The 18,525-nt window shown below is 67.3% G+C and carries 20 protein-coding genes; 14 read left to right on the forward strand and 6 right to left on the reverse strand.

Annotated elements, in window-relative coordinates; translation table 11 throughout:
• Positions 1-3: 3 nt before the first annotated feature.
• From AC1REK_RS00395 to AC1REK_RS00405, 3 genes are all read right to left on the reverse strand, one after another.
• Positions 4-780, reverse strand: a complete 777-nt coding sequence (locus AC1REK_RS00395; protein WP_492267595.1) for an ABC transporter ATP-binding protein — start codon at positions 778-780, stop codon at positions 4-6.
• Positions 756-1,508 carry an ABC transporter permease gene (locus AC1REK_RS00400; protein WP_492267594.1) on the reverse strand — a complete coding sequence of 251 codons (753 nt, stop codon included), beginning with the start codon at positions 1,506-1,508 and terminating at the stop codon, positions 756-758. Before AC1REK_RS00400 ends, AC1REK_RS00395 begins: the two co-directional genes overlap by 25 nt.
• Positions 1,509-1,683: 175 nt before the next feature.
• Positions 1,684-2,709 (reverse strand): ABC transporter substrate-binding protein, encoded by a 1,026-nt coding sequence (locus AC1REK_RS00405; protein ID WP_327524897.1) that lies wholly within the window; start codon positions 2,707-2,709, stop codon positions 1,684-1,686.
• Between the two features lie 155 nt (positions 2,710-2,864).
• On the opposite strand from AC1REK_RS00405, the gene AC1REK_RS00410 reads away from it, so the two are divergent.
• The 7 genes from AC1REK_RS00410 to AC1REK_RS00440 all read left to right on the forward strand — a co-directional run bounded on the left by AC1REK_RS00410 (position 2,865) and on the right by AC1REK_RS00440 (position 9,403).
• Positions 2,865-3,335: an Lrp/AsnC family transcriptional regulator gene (locus AC1REK_RS00410; RefSeq protein ID WP_066478449.1), complete on the forward strand. Its 471-nt coding sequence runs from the start codon at positions 2,865-2,867 to the stop codon at positions 3,333-3,335.
• Between the two features lie 98 nt (positions 3,336-3,433).
• Positions 3,434-3,907, forward strand: coding sequence for a GNAT family N-acetyltransferase (locus AC1REK_RS00415; protein ID WP_492267593.1), 474 nt, complete (start codon positions 3,434-3,436; stop codon positions 3,905-3,907).
• Positions 3,908-3,958: 51 nt separating this feature from the next.
• Entirely contained in the window at positions 3,959-4,447 is a 489-nt protein-coding gene (locus tag AC1REK_RS00420; RefSeq protein ID WP_492273772.1) for a GNAT family N-acetyltransferase, read from the forward strand.
• 150 nt (positions 4,448-4,597) lie between these two features.
• On the forward strand, positions 4,598-5,284 hold the full coding sequence (locus AC1REK_RS00425) for a fumarylacetoacetate hydrolase family protein (RefSeq protein WP_492267591.1): 687 nt from the start codon (positions 4,598-4,600) through the stop codon (positions 5,282-5,284).
• 25 nt (positions 5,285-5,309) lie between these two features.
• Positions 5,310-6,239 (forward strand): dihydrodipicolinate synthase family protein, encoded by a 930-nt coding sequence (locus AC1REK_RS00430; RefSeq protein ID WP_492267590.1) that lies wholly within the window; start codon positions 5,310-5,312, stop codon positions 6,237-6,239.
• A 283-nt stretch (positions 6,240-6,522) separates the two neighbouring features.
• On the forward strand, positions 6,523-8,049 hold the full coding sequence (locus AC1REK_RS00435; protein WP_492273773.1) for an MFS transporter: 1,527 nt from the start codon (positions 6,523-6,525) through the stop codon (positions 8,047-8,049).
• A gap of 205 nt (positions 8,050-8,254) precedes the next feature.
• Positions 8,255-9,403, forward strand: a complete 1,149-nt coding sequence (locus tag AC1REK_RS00440) for an NADH:flavin oxidoreductase/NADH oxidase (RefSeq protein WP_492267588.1) — start codon at positions 8,255-8,257, stop codon at positions 9,401-9,403.
• Positions 9,404-9,407: 4 nt separating this feature from the next.
• Here the strand turns inward: AC1REK_RS00440 and AC1REK_RS00445 are convergent, their stop codons facing one another.
• Positions 9,408-10,292, reverse strand: coding sequence for a LysR family transcriptional regulator (locus AC1REK_RS00445; RefSeq protein WP_327524904.1), 885 nt, complete (start codon positions 10,290-10,292; stop codon positions 9,408-9,410).
• 117 nt (positions 10,293-10,409) lie between these two features.
• On the opposite strand from AC1REK_RS00445, the gene AC1REK_RS00450 reads away from it, so the two are divergent.
• The 7 genes from AC1REK_RS00450 to AC1REK_RS00480 all read left to right on the forward strand — a co-directional run bounded on the left by AC1REK_RS00450 (position 10,410) and on the right by AC1REK_RS00480 (position 16,600).
• The gene (locus AC1REK_RS00450) at positions 10,410-11,219 is read left to right on the forward strand and encodes a putative hydro-lyase (protein WP_492267587.1); all 810 of its coding nucleotides are present in this window, start codon (positions 10,410-10,412) and stop codon (positions 11,217-11,219) included.
• A complete protein-coding gene (locus AC1REK_RS00455; protein WP_492267586.1) occupies positions 11,216-11,647 on the forward strand; it encodes a cupin domain-containing protein in 432 nt (143 codons plus the stop codon). The genes AC1REK_RS00450 and AC1REK_RS00455 overlap by 4 nt, the downstream gene beginning before the upstream one ends.
• Positions 11,644-12,717: a TRAP transporter substrate-binding protein gene (locus AC1REK_RS00460; RefSeq protein WP_492267585.1), complete on the forward strand. Its 1,074-nt coding sequence runs from the start codon at positions 11,644-11,646 to the stop codon at positions 12,715-12,717. The genes AC1REK_RS00455 and AC1REK_RS00460 overlap by 4 nt, the downstream gene beginning before the upstream one ends.
• Positions 12,718-12,817: 100 nt before the next feature.
• Complete coding sequence (locus AC1REK_RS00465; RefSeq protein WP_492267584.1) at positions 12,818-13,888, forward strand: TRAP transporter substrate-binding protein; 1,071 nt, start codon at positions 12,818-12,820, stop codon at positions 13,886-13,888.
• 14 nt (positions 13,889-13,902) lie between these two features.
• Positions 13,903-14,544: a TRAP transporter small permease subunit gene (locus AC1REK_RS00470; protein WP_327524908.1), complete on the forward strand. Its 642-nt coding sequence runs from the start codon at positions 13,903-13,905 to the stop codon at positions 14,542-14,544.
• Positions 14,541-15,920, forward strand: a complete 1,380-nt coding sequence (locus AC1REK_RS00475; RefSeq protein WP_316016540.1) for a TRAP transporter large permease — start codon at positions 14,541-14,543, stop codon at positions 15,918-15,920. The genes AC1REK_RS00470 and AC1REK_RS00475 overlap by 4 nt, the downstream gene beginning before the upstream one ends.
• A gap of 2 nt (positions 15,921-15,922) precedes the next feature.
• Entirely contained in the window at positions 15,923-16,600 is a 678-nt protein-coding gene (locus tag AC1REK_RS00480) for a DUF2848 domain-containing protein (protein ID WP_492267583.1), read from the forward strand.
• Between the two features lie 13 nt (positions 16,601-16,613).
• Here AC1REK_RS00480 and AC1REK_RS00485 read toward each other — a convergent pair whose 3' ends face one another.
• On the reverse strand, positions 16,614-17,396 hold the full coding sequence (locus AC1REK_RS00485) for an ABC transporter ATP-binding protein (protein WP_492267582.1): 783 nt from the start codon (positions 17,394-17,396) through the stop codon (positions 16,614-16,616).
• 128 nt (positions 17,397-17,524) lie between these two features.
• Positions 17,525-18,517 carry an ABC transporter substrate-binding protein gene (locus AC1REK_RS00490; protein WP_316016543.1) on the reverse strand — a complete coding sequence of 331 codons (993 nt, stop codon included), beginning with the start codon at positions 18,515-18,517 and terminating at the stop codon, positions 17,525-17,527.
• Positions 18,518-18,525 lie beyond the last annotated feature (8 nt).

Below are 18,525 nucleotides of genomic sequence, written 5' to 3' on the forward strand. Positions count from 1 at the left end.
TACTCAAATCGCCGCGCCGTCGCTGACCGTATCGGCGCCGAGGTCGACGCGGACCGCGCGCACGATCTCGGCTTCCGCTGCCGCTCCGCGCCGGCGCGGATGCGGCGCCGAAATCCGGTGCTCGGCGATGATCTGGCCGGGCGCGCCGGAGAGCACCACGACCCGGTCGGCGAGATAGGCGGCCTCGTCGATGTCGTGGGTTACGAAGAGCACCGTCTTGCCCGTGCGCTGCCAGACGCGGATCAACTCGTCCTGCAGCGTCTCGCGGGTCAGCGCGTCCAGTGCCGAGAAGGGCTCGTCCATCAGGAGGATCTCGGGCTCGACCGCAAGCGCCCGCGCAAGCGAAACGCGCTGGCGCTGGCCGCCGGAGAGCTGGTGCGGCCAGCGCTCGGCGAGGCTGCCGAGGCCGACGAGCTCGAGCGTCTCCTGCGCCTTGGCGAGGCGCTCGCTCCGCGAGGCCCGGCCTTCGAGACCGAAGCCGACATTCGACACCACCTTGCGCCAGGGCAGCAGGCGCGAGTCCTGGAAGACAAGCGCGATGGGCCGGCGCGAATTGTCCTTTGCGTGGATCGTAACCTCGCCGCCGCTCGGCCTGGCCAGCCCGGCGATGACGCGCAGCAGGGTCGACTTGCCGACGCCGGACGGGCCGACGATGGCGAGGAATTCGCCGCGCGCGACCTGAAAGTCGAGCTTGCGCAGCACCTCGGTCGCCTCGCCGTCGCGGGTGAAGGTCAGCGACAGGCCCTTGATGTCGATCACGCTTTCCAACGCAGGACCCATTTCTGGAAGGCGACGAAGGCCGTGTCGAGCAGCCCGTACAGCGCCGCCATCGTCAGCATGTAGATCACCACGAGATCGGTCGCGAGCAGGCTCGAGGCCTGCATCATGCGCTGGCCGACGCCGGCGACGCCGAAGATTTCCGCCGCGACCACCGCCATCCAGGCCTGGCCGAGCGCGGTGCGCACGCCGACGAGGATGCCGGGCATCGCCGCCGGCAGCAGAATCTTGCTCAGCCGCTGCCAGGCCGTGTGGAAGCCGAAGGCGTCGGCGACCTCGATCAGGTCGCGGTCGACGCCGCGGATCGCGCCCTGCGCCGCGAAGAACACGATCCAGAATACGCCGATCGCGATGATGAACACCGCCGCCTGCGGGCTGACGCCGAACCAGATGATCGCGAACGGCACCCAGGCGAGGCCCGGGATCGGCCGCAGCAGACGCACCACCCAGGAGCTCAGCTCCTCGGCGATCTTCGACATGCCGGTGAGCACGCCGAGCGCGATGCCGAGGCCTGCGCCGGTGAAGAGCCCGATGAAATAGTGCCCGAGCGAGCCCATGATCGCCGAGAGCCAGGCGCCGGACTGCACCTCGCGCAGGAAGGCGGCCGGCAGCGCACTCGGCCCCGGCAGGAAGGCCGGGTTGACGATGCCGAAATAGGGGATCGCCTCCCACAGCAGCAGGAAGGCGACGAGGCCCGTCAGGGCTAGGGCCGGAGCCCGCAGTGATTGCAAGATCGTTCCTCTAGGGATCACGGGCCGAGCCCGCTGTCATTCCGGCCGCAGCGAAGTGGAGTGCCGGAATCCATCATGGGGCGCCTGCGCTTTAGAATGGATTCCGTAGCTGAGCCGCTCCGCGGCTTGTCCGGAATGACGGCGTGTCGCGCCGCCGCGCGAACAGGGACCGCCGTCAGCCGGCCGCCTTGAGCGCGCGCTCGTAGAACTGCGTCTCGAACAGGCCGTCGAAGGGCAGTTCCTTCTCCAGCGAGCCGAGCTTGACCTGATAGGCCTGCATGGCCCGCGCCGGCTCGATGATCTTGCGCGGATCGATCTCGAACTTGCTGGCCGGGGAGACCAGCGCCTTCTGGATCAAGGCTGGGTCGACGATGCCCTTGCCGAGCGCGGCGCCGACATGCGGGGCGGCCTTGTCGGGCGACTTGCCAAGCAGGTCGGCGGCACGGACGAGGCCGTTGACCAGCTTCTGGACCGCATCGGGGTTCTTGGTGACGAAACTGCCGGAGGCAGCGACGACCGTGCCGGGCTGGCCCGGGAAAAGCTCCTCGCCGCCGGCGATCAGCTTGATGCCGGGGTTGCGGGTCTGGACGATGGTCAGCGCCGGCTCGCGCACGATCGCGCCCTCGACCGCGCCGGCGAGCACCGCCTGCTGCGTCGCGTCGATGCCCATCGGCACGATCTCGACATCGCCCTTCTCGGCCTTGGCGACCTCCCAGAGCCAGTATTGCAGCACGGTGTTGGGCACCGAGCCGGCCGGCTGGGTCGCGAGCCGCGCGACCTTGCCGGTCGCGGCCTTGTGCGCCTTGAAGGCAGCTGCCGCGGCGGTGCCGGCGGTGAAGAACTTGGCCAGCGCCGGGGCTGCGACGAAGACGTTCTCGCCGGTCGCGGTCGAGGCGACGACGCGGATGTCAACGCCGCGCGAGCGGGCGACGGCGAGCGGCGCGACGCCGGCGACATAGAGGTCGATCGTGCCCGAGGCGAGCGCCTGGATCATGTTCGGGCCGGATTCGAACACGGTGAAGGCGGGCTCGATGCCGGCCTGCTTCAGCCAGCCCTCGCCATTGGCGACGAAGATCGGGGCGGTGCCGATGATCGGGATGTAGCCGATGCGGGCGGGGATAGCCGCCTGGGCACGCGCGCCGGCGAAGGGCGCCGCAGCGAGCAGCGAAGAGCCGGCGAGCAGGAACTGGCGGCGGTCCATGGCTTAATCCCTCGATCAGTGTGTGTATTCGAGCCTATTGACGTCTGATAAAAGGATTTTCTATCTAAAGACAATAACTCGCCGGTAAAAAGAAATTTCTTCTCGTTACGCCGGTCGAGAGAGATAATTAGTCTCGAAATTCAAGGATCTAAGGAATGGATGCGATCGACCGGAAGATTCTCACCGTCCTGCAGGCGGACGCCAACATCTCGATCGCGGAGCTTGCCGACCGGGTCGGCCTGTCACAGACGCCGTGCTGGAAGCGCATCCAGCGGCTCGAGCAGTCCGGCGTCATCACCAAGCGCGTCGCGCTGGTCGCCCCGGAGCGGATCGGGCTCGGTCTCACCGTCTTCGTCCAGATCGAGACGGCCGATCATTCCGGCCCTTGGCTGGAGAAGTTCGCCCAGAGCGTCGCGGCGATGCCGGAGGTGATGGAGTTCTACCGGATGGCTGGCGATGTCGACTACATGCTGCGCGTCGTCGTCGCCGACATGGCCGCCTATGACGGCTTCTACAAGAAGCTGATCGAGACGATCCCGCTGAAGAACGTCACCTCGCGCTTCGCCATGGAGCGGATCAAGGCGACCACCGCCTACAAGGTGCCGGACCTGCCCAAGGCGTCGTGATGGTAGAGCCTGCGGCGCCGGCCGTGCCGCAGGGGCTTTGCAAGGCCGGGAAGACCTGTTTAGAAGCTCGCCCTTCTTGAGCGAGCTTTCCGCAGGCTATGAGCAAAGTATGCAATCTTCCTGACCTGCGGCAGGCCCAAATATCGGACAAGCCGATCCTCAAGGACATGCTTGAGTCGTATCTGTCTGAGCTGTCGGCCTTTGGCGACATAGACGGCGATTACCCCTACTTCGATGCTTATTGGCAGGACGTCGATGCGAGGTGGCCGTACCTTTTTCTGGAAGGAGAGAGCCCGGTCGGTTTCACGCTGGTGCGCGCTCCGGAGGAGGGCGGGGTCGACTTCTCGATGGCCGAGTTCTCGATCGTCCCCGGCTCGCGCCAGCGTGGCTATGGACGAATGATGGCTTCCGCGGTCATGCGCCGGCACCCCGGCTCCTGGAATGTCGCCATCATGGCCGGCAACGAGCCGGCGAAGGCGTTCTGGCCGAAGGCCATTGCGGCGGCCGGCGCGCAGCGCATCCGGCCTGGCCTCGATGAGGACGGGCCGTTCTACCGCTTCGTCATCGGCTAGCGCCGCTACGTCAATTCCAGTCAGTTCTTCGAATACAGATAAATGATGTCGATGCAGATGGTTGCTAAGAGCGCGCAAGTCACGTTCCGTCGCGTGACGTCGGCCAATGTCTCCGAGATTTGCGAGCTGAGCGAAACCCTCCCCGATGAGCAGAGGGATTTCGTCGCCGACAACGGCGTCTCGATCGCGGAGGGCTTCTGCTCGGAATCGGCCTGGTTTCGCGGAATCTACGCGGACGAGACCTTGGTCGGCTTCGTCATGCTGCATGACGGCTCGGATTGGGATGACGGCATCGATTGTCCCGGCCCCTATCTCTGGCGTTTCATGATCGCGCGGCCCTACCAGAACAGCGGCTTCGGAAAGCGCGCGATCCTCCAGATCGCCGATCGTCTGCGGTCGCGGGGGATCAGGGAACTCTATACGAGCTATGGTCTCGGGGAGGGCGGCCCGCAGGCATTCTACGAAAAGCTCGGCTTTTCTCCCACTGGCGGCATGTTCGATGAAGAGGTCGAGGTCGTCCTCAAGCTCGCTGAGCGCTGAGGGGAACGACGCGCCCGAGGCGAGGTAAGACTATTCGCCTCGTGTTGGCGGATTGAGCGCTGCGCAGCCCCGCCCCCAGCCGGCCGGCACTTGCCCCGGCCTTCGCCCTCGCTCATGAAGCGAGCGAGAACGCCTCAGGGGAGCGCCGCCATGTCCAGCTACGTCATCGATCCGCCGAAGGTCGCCGCGATCCCCGTGGCCGGCGGGGGGCTCTTCCCTGTGCGCCGCATCTTCTGCGTCGGCCGCAACTACGCTGAGCACACCCGCGAAATGGGCGGCGATCCCGATCGCGAGGACCCGTTCTTCTTTACCAAGCCTTCCGACGCAGTGCTGACCGGCGGCGCCGACATGCCCTACCCGCCGAAGACTGCCGACCTGCATCACGAGATGGAACTGGTCGTCGCGATCGGGAAGGGCGGCAAGGATATCGCCGAGGCCGACGCGCTCGGCCATGTCTTCGGCTATGCCGCCGGCCTCGACATGACCCGCCGCGACCTGCAGGCCGCCGCCAAGAAGGCCGGCCGCCCCTGGGACATGGCCAAGGGCTTCGACCTGTCGGCGCCGGTCGGCGAGATCGTGCCGGCGGCCAAGGCCGGTTATCCCGCCGCCGGGCTGATCGAACTCAAGGTCAACGGCAAGGTCCGCCAGACCTCCGATCTCGCCAAGCAGATCTGGAACGTGCCCGAGACCATCGCCTATCTCTCCGGCCTGGTCGAACTCGCGCCCGGCGACCTGATCATGACCGGCACGCCGGAAGGCGTCGCCGCGGTTGTGAAGGGCGATCTGCTGGAAGGCACCATCGCCGGCGTCGGCAGCGTCCGCGCCCGTATCGTCTGACCAAGACCTCCGAAGGAACCCGATCATGCGCCTGACCCCTGAAGCCAGCGGCGTCTTCCCGATCGCCCCGACGCCGTTCATGCCGGATGGCGCCGTTGACTGGAATTCCGCCGACAAGCTCTTCGAATTCTACGCCGACATCGGCTCGGACGGCGTCACCGTGCTCGGCATCATGGGCGAGGCGCCCAAGCTCGAGCCGGAGGAGTCGGTCGGCCTCGTCAAGCGTGCGGTCGCCAAGATGGGCGGAAAGCCGATCATTGTCGGCGTCTCGGCGCCTGGCTTCGCGGCGATGCGCTCGCTGGCGCGGCAGGTCATGGATCTCGGCGCCGGCGGCGTGATGATCGCGCCGCCCTCGAACCTGCGCACCGACGACCAGATCACCGGCTACTATGCCCAGGCGGTCGAGGCGATCGGCACCGACATCCCCTTCGTCATCCAGGACTATCCGCTGACGCTCTCGGTAGTGATGACACCTGCCGTGATCCGCAAGATCATCCAGGACAACCCCTCCTGCGTGATGCTGAAGCACGAGGACTGGCCGGGCCTGGAAAAGATCTCGGCCCTGCGCAAGTTCGAGGCCGAAGGCAGCCTGCGCCATGTCTCGATCGTCACCGGCAATGGCGGCATCTTCCTCGATTTCGAGATGGAACGCGGTGTCGACGGTGCCAATACCGGCTACGCCTTCCCGGAGCTGCTGATCGATGTCGTCAGGCTGAGCAAGGCTGGCAAGCGCGACGAGGCGCATGACATCTTCGACGCGCATCTGCCGCTGATGCGCTACGAGCAGCAGCAGGGCGTCGGCCTCGCCGTGCGCAAATACACGATGATGAAGCGCGGCATCCTCGCCCATGACGCCCAGCGCAAGCCGGGCTCTGCCCTTTCCGCCGCGGCGAAGGCCGAGGTCGACTACCTGCTCGCCCGCCTCGCCAAGCACGATCCGCGCGCCGATATCTGAGCGCGCGGCAGGACCAGATCAGCGTCATGAGGAGGGCGCTCCGGTCGCATCCGGAGCGCCCTCATTGTTTCTGGGCGCTGGATGGTGGCGCAACCGGCGATTGCTGGCCTCTCTTTCAGTGTCGGATTCGCGCAACCCCGTGCGTCCTTGCGATGGCACGGCGCAAGAATCGACGAAAGCCGGGCTGACGTTGCGGCGTCCTGACAATAGGTGACAGGAGCTGCCGTCAGAGCGGGCGCCCCCTGCGGCAGGTCCGCGGGTGACCGGCTTGATGAGGCAAGGCATGGAAACGACAGCGACCCACCGCAAGGCGACGAAACGCGAATGGGTCGGGCTGGCCGTGATCGCGCTGCCTTGCCTGCTCTACGCGATGGACCTGACGGTGCTCAACCTGGCGGTGCCGCATCTTACCGCGGATCTGCGGCCCAGTGCCTCGCAACTGCTCTGGATCGTCGACATCTACGGCTTCATGGTCGCGGGCGCGCTCGTCACCATGGGCACGCTGGGAGACCGGATCGGCCGGCGCAAGCTCCTGCTGATCGGCGCGGCGGCCTTCGGCCTGGCCTCGATCGTCGCGGCCTTCTCGACCAGCGCGCCGATGCTGATCGCGACGCGTGCCCTGCTCGGGCTCGCCGGAGCGACGCTGGCGCCCTCGACCCTGTCGCTGATCCGCAGCATGTTCGAGGATCCGGACGAGCGCCGCTTCGCCATCGGCATCTGGATCTCCAGCTTCTCGGCCGGCGGCGCCATCGGCCCGCTGGCTGGCGGGCTCCTGCTCGAGCATTTCTGGTGGGGCTCGGTCTTCCTCGCCAATGTGCCGGTGATGGTGCTGCTGCTGATCCTCGGCCCGCTGCTCCTGCCCGAATACAAGGACCCCGATGCCGGCAGCATCGACCTGCCGAGCGCGGTGCTGTCGGTCGCGTCCGTGCTGGCGTTGATCTACGGGCTGAAGCGCATCGCCGAGGACGGGCTGGCCTGGCTGCCGGTCGCGATCATGCTCGCGGGCCTCACCATCGGCATCGTCTTCCTGCGCCGGCAGACCCGGCTCGCCGACCCCTTCGTCGATCTCAGCCTGTTCCGCAGCGCGGCGTTCCGCGTCGCGCTGGCGATCAACGTGCTCGGCTTCTTCTTCCTGTTCGGCATCTTCCTGTTCGTCGCGCAATATCTGCAGCTCGTTGCAGGGTTCTCGCCGCTGGTCGCCGGGCTCTACACGCTGCCCTCGGCGCTCGCCTTCATCGTTGGCTCGATGTTCGTGCCGGCGCTGGCGGGCCGCCTGCGCGTGCGCCACATCATGGTGGCGGGCCTGGCCGTTGCGGCGCTCGGCTTCCTGGTCATGACGCAGATCACGGCGGGCAGCTCGATCGCCGTCATCGTCATCGGCACGGTGGTGTTCTCGCTCGGCTTCACGCCGGTGGTGGCGCTGACCACGGACCTCGTGGTCTCCGCCGCGCCGCCGGAGCGTGCCGGCTCCGCCGCCGCCCTGTCGGAGACCAGCATCGAGCTCGGCGGCGCGCTCGGCATTGCGATCCTCGGCAGTGCCGCGACCGCGATCTACCGCGTGCAGATGGCGGCTTCGGTGCCCGCCGGCCTGCCTGCCGACATCGCGGAGGCGGCGCGGGCGACGCTTGGCGGCGCCGTCATGGCCGCGCAGCAAGTGCCGGCCTATGCCGAGCCGATGCTGGGCCTCGCCCGCGAGGCCTTCACCCGCGGCATGCAGCTCAATGCCTGGCTGGCGGTTGTCGGTCTGCTGGCGACGGCGGCGCTGGCGCTGGCATTCCTGAGGGAGCCAAAGGCATCGCATACGCATTAGGCGTCATGCCGGAACCCGATGCGAACGCCGCTCCGAGATGGCGTCGTTCGGATAAACCCCACTTATCGAACTGCATCAGAAATGATGATTTTCTGATCTCGTCGGCCGATGCTTACATGCCGACCTAAGGGAAGCTCGGGCGGTGGTGCGAATGCGCGGCCGACCGGACAGCCCCTGCAACCGGCGACGAGATCGGACATCCTAGGTGAGCGAGCTTCTGACGACCATCGACTCCCGCATCAGCGGCGAGAATGAGCGCCGAATCCTCCGGCGCGACCCCAATCCGCACCTGTTCCGGCCGATCAGCTTTCGTTCGGTGACCTCGCGCAACCGCATCATGCTCTCGCCGATGTGCCAGTATTCGGCGCAGGACGGCCTGGCCAATGACTGGCATTTCGTCCATCTCGGCGCCCGGGCTGCCGGCGGCACCGGCATCGTCTGCACCGAAGCGGTCCATATCGAGCCGCGCGGCCGCATCACCAGCCATTGCCTCGGCCTCTGGAACGACGCGCAGCGCGACGCGCTCGCCCGCATCGCCGCCTTCATCGCCTCGCGCGGCGCCGTTCCGGCGATCCAGCTCGGACATGCCGGCCGCAAGGCCTCGGTGGGCCGCCCCTGGGAGGGGACGAGGCCGGTCCCGGAAAGCGAGGGCGGCTGGTCCGTGGTTTCCGCGTCCGGCGAGCCCTATGCCAAGGGCTGGCCGGTTCCGACGGAACTCGACCAGGCCGGCATCGACGAAACCCTCCGGGCACTTGCCGCCGCGACCCGCCGGGCCCGCGAGGCTGGGTTCAAAGTGCTCGAGCTCCACGCCGCCCATGGCTACCTGATCCACCAATTCTACTCGCCGCTCAGCAATCGCCGCAGCGATGCCTATGGCGGCTCCTTCGAGAACCGCATCCGCTACCTGCTGCAGTCGATCGAGGCGGTCAGAGCGGAGTGGCCGGAGGAGCTGCCGCTCTTCATCAGGCTCTCGGCCAGCGACTGGGTCGAAGGCGGTTGGACGCTGGAGGACAGCGTCAGGCTGGCGCGGCTGCTGAAGGAGCTCGGTACGGTCGACCTGATCGACTGCTCCTCCGGAGGAAACGATCCGCGACAGCAGATCCCGATCCATCCCGGCTATCAGGTGCCGCTGGCGCGTGCCGTCCGCGATGGTGCCGGCATCGCGACCGGGGCCGTCGGGCTGATCCACTCGCCGGACCTCGCCGAGAGCATCATCGCCAATGGCTCGGCCGATCTCGTCCTGCTCGGCCGGGCCCTCCTCGCCGACCCGGTCTGGCCGCTGCGCGCCGCGGGAGCGCTCAAGTCCAACGCCGCGAGTTGGCCGGTTCAGTACGAGCGCTCGAACATCTTCTAAAGGCTCAGCGCCTGGCGGCCGAATCTGCCGCGATCTCGAGCGCGAGGTCGATGATCCGGGTATCGGGTGCCGCCAGCCAGCCTGCGACGAACTGCAGGTCGGGGATCGTCCGTGAGCAGCCGACCTCGACCAGCCGCCCGGCCTCGACGTCTTCGGTGACGATCGAGGCCGGGATCAGCGCCACGCCGAGCCCATCCAGTGCCATGCGCACCGCCGTCGCCATCGCGGCGCTGGCATGGATGCGGGTCGGCGGCAGGTGGGGGTCGGCGAGCAGCTCGCGCAGCCGCATATAGGGCTGGGTGTTGCGCGCGAAGGTGATGATCGGGAAGGCGGCGATCCGCGCGAGCGGATTCACGCCGGCGGCGAAGCCGAGCTTCGGGCTGGCGAAGAAGCGTATCGGCTCGTTGCGCAGCGGCTGCGACTGGATGGAAGGCGCGCTGATCGGGCCGAGCATGAAGGCGAGGTCGATCTGCTGGCCGAGCAGCCGCTCGCGCAGATTCGGCGAGATGTCGACCTCGATCTCCAGCGTGATGTGCTCGTAGCGCGCCGACATCGCCTCGATGAAGCGCGGCAGCCAGGTGTGGACGATGGTTTCCGCCGCGCCGAGCCGCAGCGTGCCGCGCAGTTGCGAGCGATCCGTCACCGAGGCCACGAGCTCGGTCCGCAGCCGCAGCAGGCGCTCGGCCTGGGCGAGCACCGAGCGCCCGGCCTCGGTCAGCGCGAAGGAACGCCGTCCGCGCTCCAGCAGCCGCACGCCGAGCTGCTCCTCCAATTGCGCGACGCGCTGCGAAACCGCCGGCTGGGTGGTGTTGAGCCGCGCCGCGGCGCCGCGAAAGCTCTTCAGCTGCGCCACCCAGACGAAGGTTTCGAGCGTGCGGAACTCGATCAAAGGTCGTCCCTTTCGATAAATCAGATTTATCGAATCCGATCTTAAATGACAATTGGACGACATCGCCAGCTTCCGCCCAATATTGACGCAGAGGCACCGCCAAGGGGCACGAGGGGAATGCTGGAACAGTCGACCAGGTCGGAGCGCGGCTCCATGACCGGAGAAGATGCGCGTCGCGCCGTGCGCGAGGGCAGGCTCTCCTGCCAGACGTCCTCGCTGGCGCCGGGCTACGTCCAGGGCAATCTCGTCGTCCTGCCCCAGGACATCGCCGGCGACTTCCTGCGCTTCTGCCAGCGCAATCCCAAGCCCTGTCCTATCATCGGCATGACCGAGCCGGGCGATCCGCATATCCCGGATCTCGGCGCCGATCTCGATCTGCGCACCGACCTGCCGGGCTACCGGGTCTGGCGAGACGGCGAACTGGTCGAGGAGCCGGCTGATCTGCTCTCGCACTGGCGCGACGATCTCGTCGGCTTCGTCATCGGTTGCAGCTTCTCCTTCGAGGAAGCGCTGCTCGCCGACGGGCTGGAGGTCCGCAACGTCGCCGAGGGCGTGAACGTCTCGATGTTTCGGACCTCGATCCCTTGCGCGCCAGCCGGTCCCTTCGCAGGGCCGGTGGTTGTGACCATGCGCCCGTTCAGCCCGGCGGACGCGATCCGCGCCATCCAGATCACCTCGCGCTTCCCCTCGGTCCACGGCGCGCCGATCCATATCGGGCAGCCCGAGCAAATCGGCATCCGCGACCTGTCGAAGCCCGATTATGGCGACCCGGTCGCGATCCGCGATGGCGAGCTGCCGGTGTTCTGGGCCTGCGGGGTGACGCCGCAGGCGGTGATCGCAGCGGCCAGGCCGCCTTTCGCGATCACGCATGCGCCCGGCGCCATGCTGGTCACCGACCTCAAGAACAGCCGGCTGTCGATCCTGTGAGTGCCGCCGCTCACCCCGGCTTCGGCGCCTTCGCGAAAGCTCATCGCGAATTCTTCGACGCGCTGGCGCCCGAAGGTTGGGAGCCGGTCGCAGGCTATGCCGGTGTCGAGCAGAAGCTCCTCTCCGGCAGTCTCGACCATGCCGCGCGCAGCGGGGCGATGACGCGGCTCTCGCGCTGGGCGCCCGGTGCCTTCGTTGCAGAGCCGGTGGTGCACGACTGGTGCGAGGAGGTCCTGCTGATCTCGGGATCGCTCCGCATCGGCCGCCCCGGTGATCTCGATGGCTCCGAATTGCTGCCGGCCGGCTCCTATGCCTGCCGCCCGGCCCAGGTCCTGCATGGCCCGTTCTTCACCGAAGGCGGCTGCCTGATGATCGAGTTCAACTACTACCCGCCGTCCCCCTCGACCCGACAGGAGCGCTTGCCATGAAACGCCTTCGCTATGCCTCGCTCGCGACCCTCATGCTCGCCCTTGCCGGCCCGGCATCGGCGCAGACCCTGCCGGCCGGCCCGACGGTCAACATCCAGGCGGTGACGCAGGTCGGCCCGGCCCTGCCGCAATACACCAAGGTCGATATCCCGCTGCTGCGCGAGGGCGTGCCCAAGAAGTCGGGCGGGCGCATCAACGTCACCCTGGCGAGCTGGCCGGAGCGCAACCTCACCGGTCCCGAGATCATCCGCCTCGTCCGTTCCGGCCAGGTCGATATCGGCGCCGTGCCGCTGAATACGGTGTCGGGCGAGGTGCCGATGCTCGACATGGTCGACCTCGCGGGCCTCAACCCGACGGTCGGACAGGCGCGCAAGGTCGCGCAGGCGCTCCTGCCCGAGCTCAACAAGGAGCTGGAGCGCTTCAACACCCGCATCGTCGGCATGTACCCATTCGCGGCGCAGGTCTTCTTCTGCCGCGACAAGGTCGCGAGCCTCGCCGATCTCAAGGGCAAGCGCATCCGCACCGGCGGCGGCTCGTCCAACACCTTCGTCAACTCGATCGGCGCCCAGCCGACCGCGATCGGCTTCCCCGAGGTCTACACCGCTCTGGAGCGCGGCGTCGTCGACTGCGCCATCACCGGCTCTAGCTCCGGCAACGGCGCGCGCTGGTACGAGGTCAGCCAGTCGCAATACGCGCTGCCGCTGTTCTGGTCGGTCTCGATGTATGTCGTGAACCTCAACTGGTGGAACAAGCTCGATCCGCAGGTCCGCGCCTTCCTCGAGACCACGATGAAGGAGGTCGAGGACGCCCAGTGGAAGCTCGGCGAGGAGACCACCGAGGACGGCCTCGCCTGCAACAGCGGTGACAAGGCCGGCTGCAGGATCGGCAAGGTCGTCGAAACCAAGCCGATGGGCCTCTTCCGCCCGGTCCAGGCCGACCAGGATGTGCTGCGCGCCACCCTGACCTCGGCGATCCTGCCGCAGTTCATCGAGCGTTGCGGCGCCCGCTGCGTCGAGGTCTACAACCGCGCCGTGGCGCCGATCTCCGGCGTTACCTACCAGGCCAAGTAATGCGCATTCGATGACGCAACGGCACAAGGTCGTTGCGGGCATCGCGATTGCATCCATGATGCGTGGCCGCCGCGTCGCGGCCACGCACCGGGAGAACCCTATGAGGATTACCAGATCTCTGGCGGCGGCCCTGGCCGTATGCGCCATCGGGACGGCTCATGCCCAGACCGTGCCGCCGGGGCCCGCGGTCAACGTCACCATGGTGACGCAGCTCTCGCCGACCATTCCGCAATACACCAAGGTCGACATCCCGATGCTGCGCGAGGGCATCCCGGAGAAGTCCGGCGGCCGCATCAAGGTCACGCTGGCGAGCTGGCCCGAGCGGGCTCTGACCGGTCCCGAGTTGCTGCGCGTCATCCGCTCCGGTCAGATCGACATCGGGGCGCCTGCGCTGCCGACCGTCGCCGGCGACGTGCCGATGCTGGAAATGTCCGATCTCGCGGGACTCAACCCGTCGCATGCGCAGTCGCGCAAGGTCATCGACGCGGTGCTGCCCGAGGTGAACAAGGAGCTCGAGCGCTTCGGGGTGCGCATCATCGCGACCTTCCCCTATCCGGCGCAGGTCTTCTATTGCCGCGAGCCGGTTAAGAGCCTCGCCGACCTCAAGGGGCGTCGCATCCGCACCGCCGGCGGCTCGACCAATGATTTCGTGCAGTCCTTCGGCGCCCAGCCCACCGCGATCGGCTTCCCCGAGGTCTATGGCGCGCTCGAACGCGGCATCGTCGACTGCGCCATCACCGGCACCGCGACCGGCAATGGTGCGCGCTGGTACGAGGTGACCAAGCATATGTACGCGCTGCCGGTTTCCTGGGGGAACTCGGCCTACGTCGCCAACCTCGCCTGGTGGAACAAGCTCGACCCGGCGGTGCGCGACTTCCTGCAGGCCACCTTCAAGCAGGTCGAGGACCAGCAATGGGCGCTCGGACTGGAGGCGACGGAGGACGGCATCGCCTGCAATGCCGGCCAGAAGGACGGCTGCAAGATTGGCCATGTCGTCGAGAACAAGCCGATGACCATCACCCGCCCGACCGATGCCGACATGGAGACGCTGCGGGCCAGCCTGCGCACCGCGGTGCTGCCGGCCTGGGTCAAGCGCTGCGGCGAGCGCTGCGGTGAAGCCTATAACCGGTTGGTCGCTCCGATCACCGGTGTCCGTTACGAAGCACGCTGAAGGGAACGGCCGCGATGCTCGACCGAATGATCGTCGCGGCCGCCTTATGTCGGCGGCTCGTGGCAAGGCTTGGCACCTTCATGGGCTATGCCGCCGGCTGGGGGTTCATCCTCTGCGCCGCCTTCATCACCTTCGACGTGCTGGCGCGCCGCTTCCTCGGCTTCTCCTCGCAGTCGACCACCGAACTGACCGGCTATGCGCTGGCCTTCGGCATCTCCTGGGCGCTCGCCCATGCGCTGACCTGCCGCGCCCATGTCCGCATCGACGTGCTGATCAACTTCCTGCCGGCGAAGATCCGCTATCCCATGCATCTGCTCAGCCTCGCGGCGCTGGCGGTCTTCATCGGCTTCGTCGCCAAGGGCGCCTGGGAACTGGTCGACGAATCCCTGCTCTTCGGCGCCACCGACATCAGCGTGCTGCGCACCCCGCTCTGGATCCCGCAGGGCCTGTGGACCTTCGGCATCCTCGTCTTCCTCGTCCTGATCCTGCTGATGCTGGCGGAGAGCACCCTGCTGGTGCTGGCCGGGCGCGGGAGCGAGGCCGAGGCGCTGCTGCACCAGCGCACCTATGACGAAGAGGCAGCCGAAGCGCTCGAAGCCTGCGGCGCGGCCGATGCTGTGCCGCCCGCGGCTATCGCCAACGGAGCGACGAAATGATCGCCATCGTCTTCCTGCTCGTCCTCGTCGGCATGATGGTGGCGATGAGCTTCATGGGCATCGGCCCCGGCAACCTCCTGATCGGAGAGGTGCTGCTGCTCGTCGGCCTGTTCCTGCTGTTCTTCGGCGCCGGCATCTATATCGGTGCGGCACTCGGCGTGCTCGGCCTGATCATAGGTTTCTCCTTCTCGGACCGACCGTTCTGGACCTTCATCGGCCAGACCGTCTGGAACCCGTCCTCGAGCTTCGTCCTCGTCGCGGTGCCGCTCTTCCTTTTGATGGGCGAGATCCTGCTGCGCGCCGGCTTGTCCGACCGGCTCTACAAAGCGCTGAACGTCTGGCTCGACCGGCTGCCCGGCGGCCTGCTGCACACCAATATCGCGGCCTCCGGCGTGTTCTCGGCGATCTCGGGCTCCTCGGTCGCCACCGCAGCGACCATGGGCTCGGTCGCGCTGCCCTTCTTCAAGGGCACGCGCTACAACCCGAAGATGGTGCTCGGCTCGCTCGCCGCAGGCGGGGCGCTCGGCAACCTGATTCCGCCCGGCATCACCTTCATCATCTACGGGCTGATCACCGAGACCTCGGTCGGCGCGCTCTATCTCGCCGCCGTCGGACCCAGCATCCTGGTCGTCATCCTCTTCGTGCTCGTCATCCTCTGGAAGGCGAAGACCGACGCGCCGCATGTCGACCCCGCCACGCCGCGGATTCCGCTTTCGGTCAAGCTGCGCAGCCTCGTCGATCTCGCGCCGACCGCGATCCTGATCCTGATCGTGCTCGGCACCATCTATGGCGGTCTCGCCACCGCGACGGAATCGGCCGCGCTCGGCGTCATCGGCGCCATCGTCTTCGCCGCGATCGAGGGCCGGCTCTCCTTCAAGATGCTGAACGACTCGGCCGAGGCGACGGCGCGCAACACCGCGCTGATCGGGCTGATCCTGTTCGGCGCCTATGTGCTGAACTACGTCTTCGTCGGTCTCGGCGTGCCGCAGGCGCTGGCCAAGCTCGTCGGCGAGATGCCGCTGCCGCCCTGGGCGGTGATGCTGTTGATCATCGGCTTCTACCTCGCGCTCGGCACCTTCATGGAGGGCTTCTCCATGGTGATCACCACGATCCCGGTGATCTTCCCGGTCGTCGTCGCGCTCGGCTACGACCCGGTCTGGTTCGGCGTCATCGTCACCATGCTGGTCGAGATCGCGCTGATCTCGCCGCCTGACGGCACCGTTCTCTACGTGCTCCAGGGCATGCGCCGCGACGGCGGCCCGATCACCGACGTCTTCTCCGGCGTCATCCCCTTCTTCCTCGTCTACATCCTGGGCGTCCTGATCCTGATGTGGTTCCCGCAACTCGCCCTTTGGCTCCCATCAGTGGCACAATAATCATGCTCAGCTTCGATCGTTTCACCATGGCCGGCCGCGACAGGGTCGCGGTCGAGATCGACCATCTCGTCATTGCCGGCTGGGCCGGCCGCGACGAGGCGGCCCTGCGCCACCATGTCGAGGAACTCGCCGCCATCGGCGTGCCCAGGCCGAGCGCAATGCCGGTGTTCTACCGTGTCGGGGCGCAGACGCTGACGCAGGCGCCGAGCCTTTCCGTGCTCGGTCCGGATTCCTCCGGCGAGGTCGAGCCGTTGCTGGTCTCTCTCGCCGACGGGCTCTGGCTCGGGCTCGGCTCCGACCATACCGACCGCCAAGCCGAGACCTTCGGCATCGCGCTGTCGAAGCAGCTCTGCGGCAAGCCGATCGCCGGCGCGCTCTGGCGCCTCGCCGAGGTCGAGGGCCATTGGGACGAGATTGAGATGCGCGCCTTCGCCGTGATCGACGGCAAGCGCGAGCTCTACCAGGAAGGCAAGCTCGCGAGCCTGCGCACGCCGTCGGACCTGTTGTCGCGCAAGCCGGGCGGCGGCCTGGCGCCGGGTTCGGCGATGTTCTGCGGCACGTTCGGCGCGATCGGCGGCATCCGCCCGGCGAGCCGCTTCGAGATGGAGCTGCACGACCCCAGGCTCGGCCGCAGCATCTCGCACGGCTACGACGTCGAGGTCCTGCCGGTCGTCAGCTGAGACGCGCCGGCGCTCAGTACTTGATCACGCCGAAGCGCCGGAAGGCGTCATGGATGCGGTCGGCATAGGCGTTGAAGCTCGGATAGTCGCCGAGATGCGCCGGGCGCGGGCGCGGCAGCTCGATCTTGATCTCGTCGACGATCCGCCCCGGCGTCGGCGACATCACCAGCACCCGGTCCGACAGGCCGATCGCCTCGTCGATCGAATGGGTGATGAAGACCACGGTCTTGGCCTGTTCGAGCCAGAGCATTTCGAGGTCGTGCCGGATCTGGGTGCGGGTGATCGCGTCGAGCGCGCCGAAGGGCTCGTCCATCATCAGCACGGACGGGTCGTGGATCAGCGCGCGGGCGATCGAGACGCGCTGGCGCATGCCGCCCGAAAGCTGCTTGGGGTAGCGGTCGACCGCATGGCTGATGCCGAGTTTCTTGAAGAGATCGAGCGCCCGCTCCTTCGCCGGCGCGAGCGGCAGGCCGCGGATCTCGGCCTGCAGCATGACGTTCTCCAGTGCCGTCCGGAACTCCAGCAGGAGATGGTCCTGGAAGACGATGCCGATATCGGTCAGCGGCTCGCGCAGGGGCTTGCCGTTGACCAGGAGTTCGCCGCTGCTGGTCGGGATCAGCCCGGCGGCCATCAGCATGAAGGTGCTCTTGCCGCAGCCGGATGGGCCGATCAGGCTGACGAACTCGCCGCTCCGGATGTCGAGCGTCAGCCCGTCGACGGCGGTGAAGCCGCCGAAGGTCTTGACGATGCCGCGCCCCTCGATCGAGGCGGCGGCGGAAGCGGCAGTGATCGTCATGCTTTCACGTCCAATTTCGCGGTCGTCCCGGGCGACCGGAGGGCGACCCGGGACCCATGCCGGAACGGTTCAGGCATGGATCCCGGATCTCCGCTTCGCTTCGTCCGGGATGACTGGCCGAGCTGAGCTTAAGAGCAGGCCGGCGGCGAGGCCGGCAGCAGCTCGGTGGTGTAGTAATCGGTGATCGGCTTGTCCTTGGGCAGGCCGAGATACTGGGTCAGCAGCTCGAAGCTGGTGTTCCAGTTCTTCTCCGGCACCTTGCCGAGCGCGGTCGCGCCGGGCGCGCAGAGCAGCTTGTTGACGACCTCGAACTGCGCCAGCACCTGCGCCTTCTTCACCGCGGGGAACTGCGCGACGACCGCGTCCGCGGCCGCGTCGGGGTTCTTGCGGGCGGCGTCCCAGCCCTGCAGGCTCGCCTCGATGAACTTCTTGTAGAGATCGGCGTCGGCCTTGATCCTGTCGTCGCGCGCGATGATCGAGAGCCCGACCGTCGGCACGCCGACATCGCGGTAGAACATGTCGCGCACCTTGAAGCCGCGCTCGCGGATCTGGATCGAGTGGAAGTCGGCGCCGCCGAGGATGGCGTCGACCTTCTTCTCGAGCAGCGCGCCGACGAAGGCGCCGGGATCGATGTTGATGACGTCGACCTTGCTCTTGTCGATCTGGTTCGAGGCGAGGATCGCGTCGAGCAGGATCGTCTGCGCCGTGCCGGGCTGGACCGCGAGCTTCTTGCCCACGAGGTCCTTGGGCGAGGCGATGCCGCTCTCCTCGAGCGAGATGATGGCGAAGCCGTTGGTCTGCAGCACGGGGGCGACGATCTTCACCGGCGCGCCCTTGGTGCGCAGTTGCATCGCGGCCGGCGCATCGGCGAAGCCGACATCGGTCTGGCCGGTCGCGACCATCTGCGCCGTGGTGCCCGAGCCCTTGCCTTCCTCGATCGTCAGGTTGATCCCGGCCTTCTCGTAGAGGCCCATCTGCTTGGCCATCATGAAGCCGGCATTCGGCGCGGCGGCGAGGAAGTTCAGCGTGATCTTCATCGGCTTGCCGCCGGCCTGGGCGAGCGCGCCCGTGGTGCCGAGCGCCAGCACGGCGGCGGCGGTCAGTAGTGTCCGTCTCAGCATGGTCCTGT

Source organism: Allobosea sp. GW823-FHT02B03, assembly GCF_058797755.1.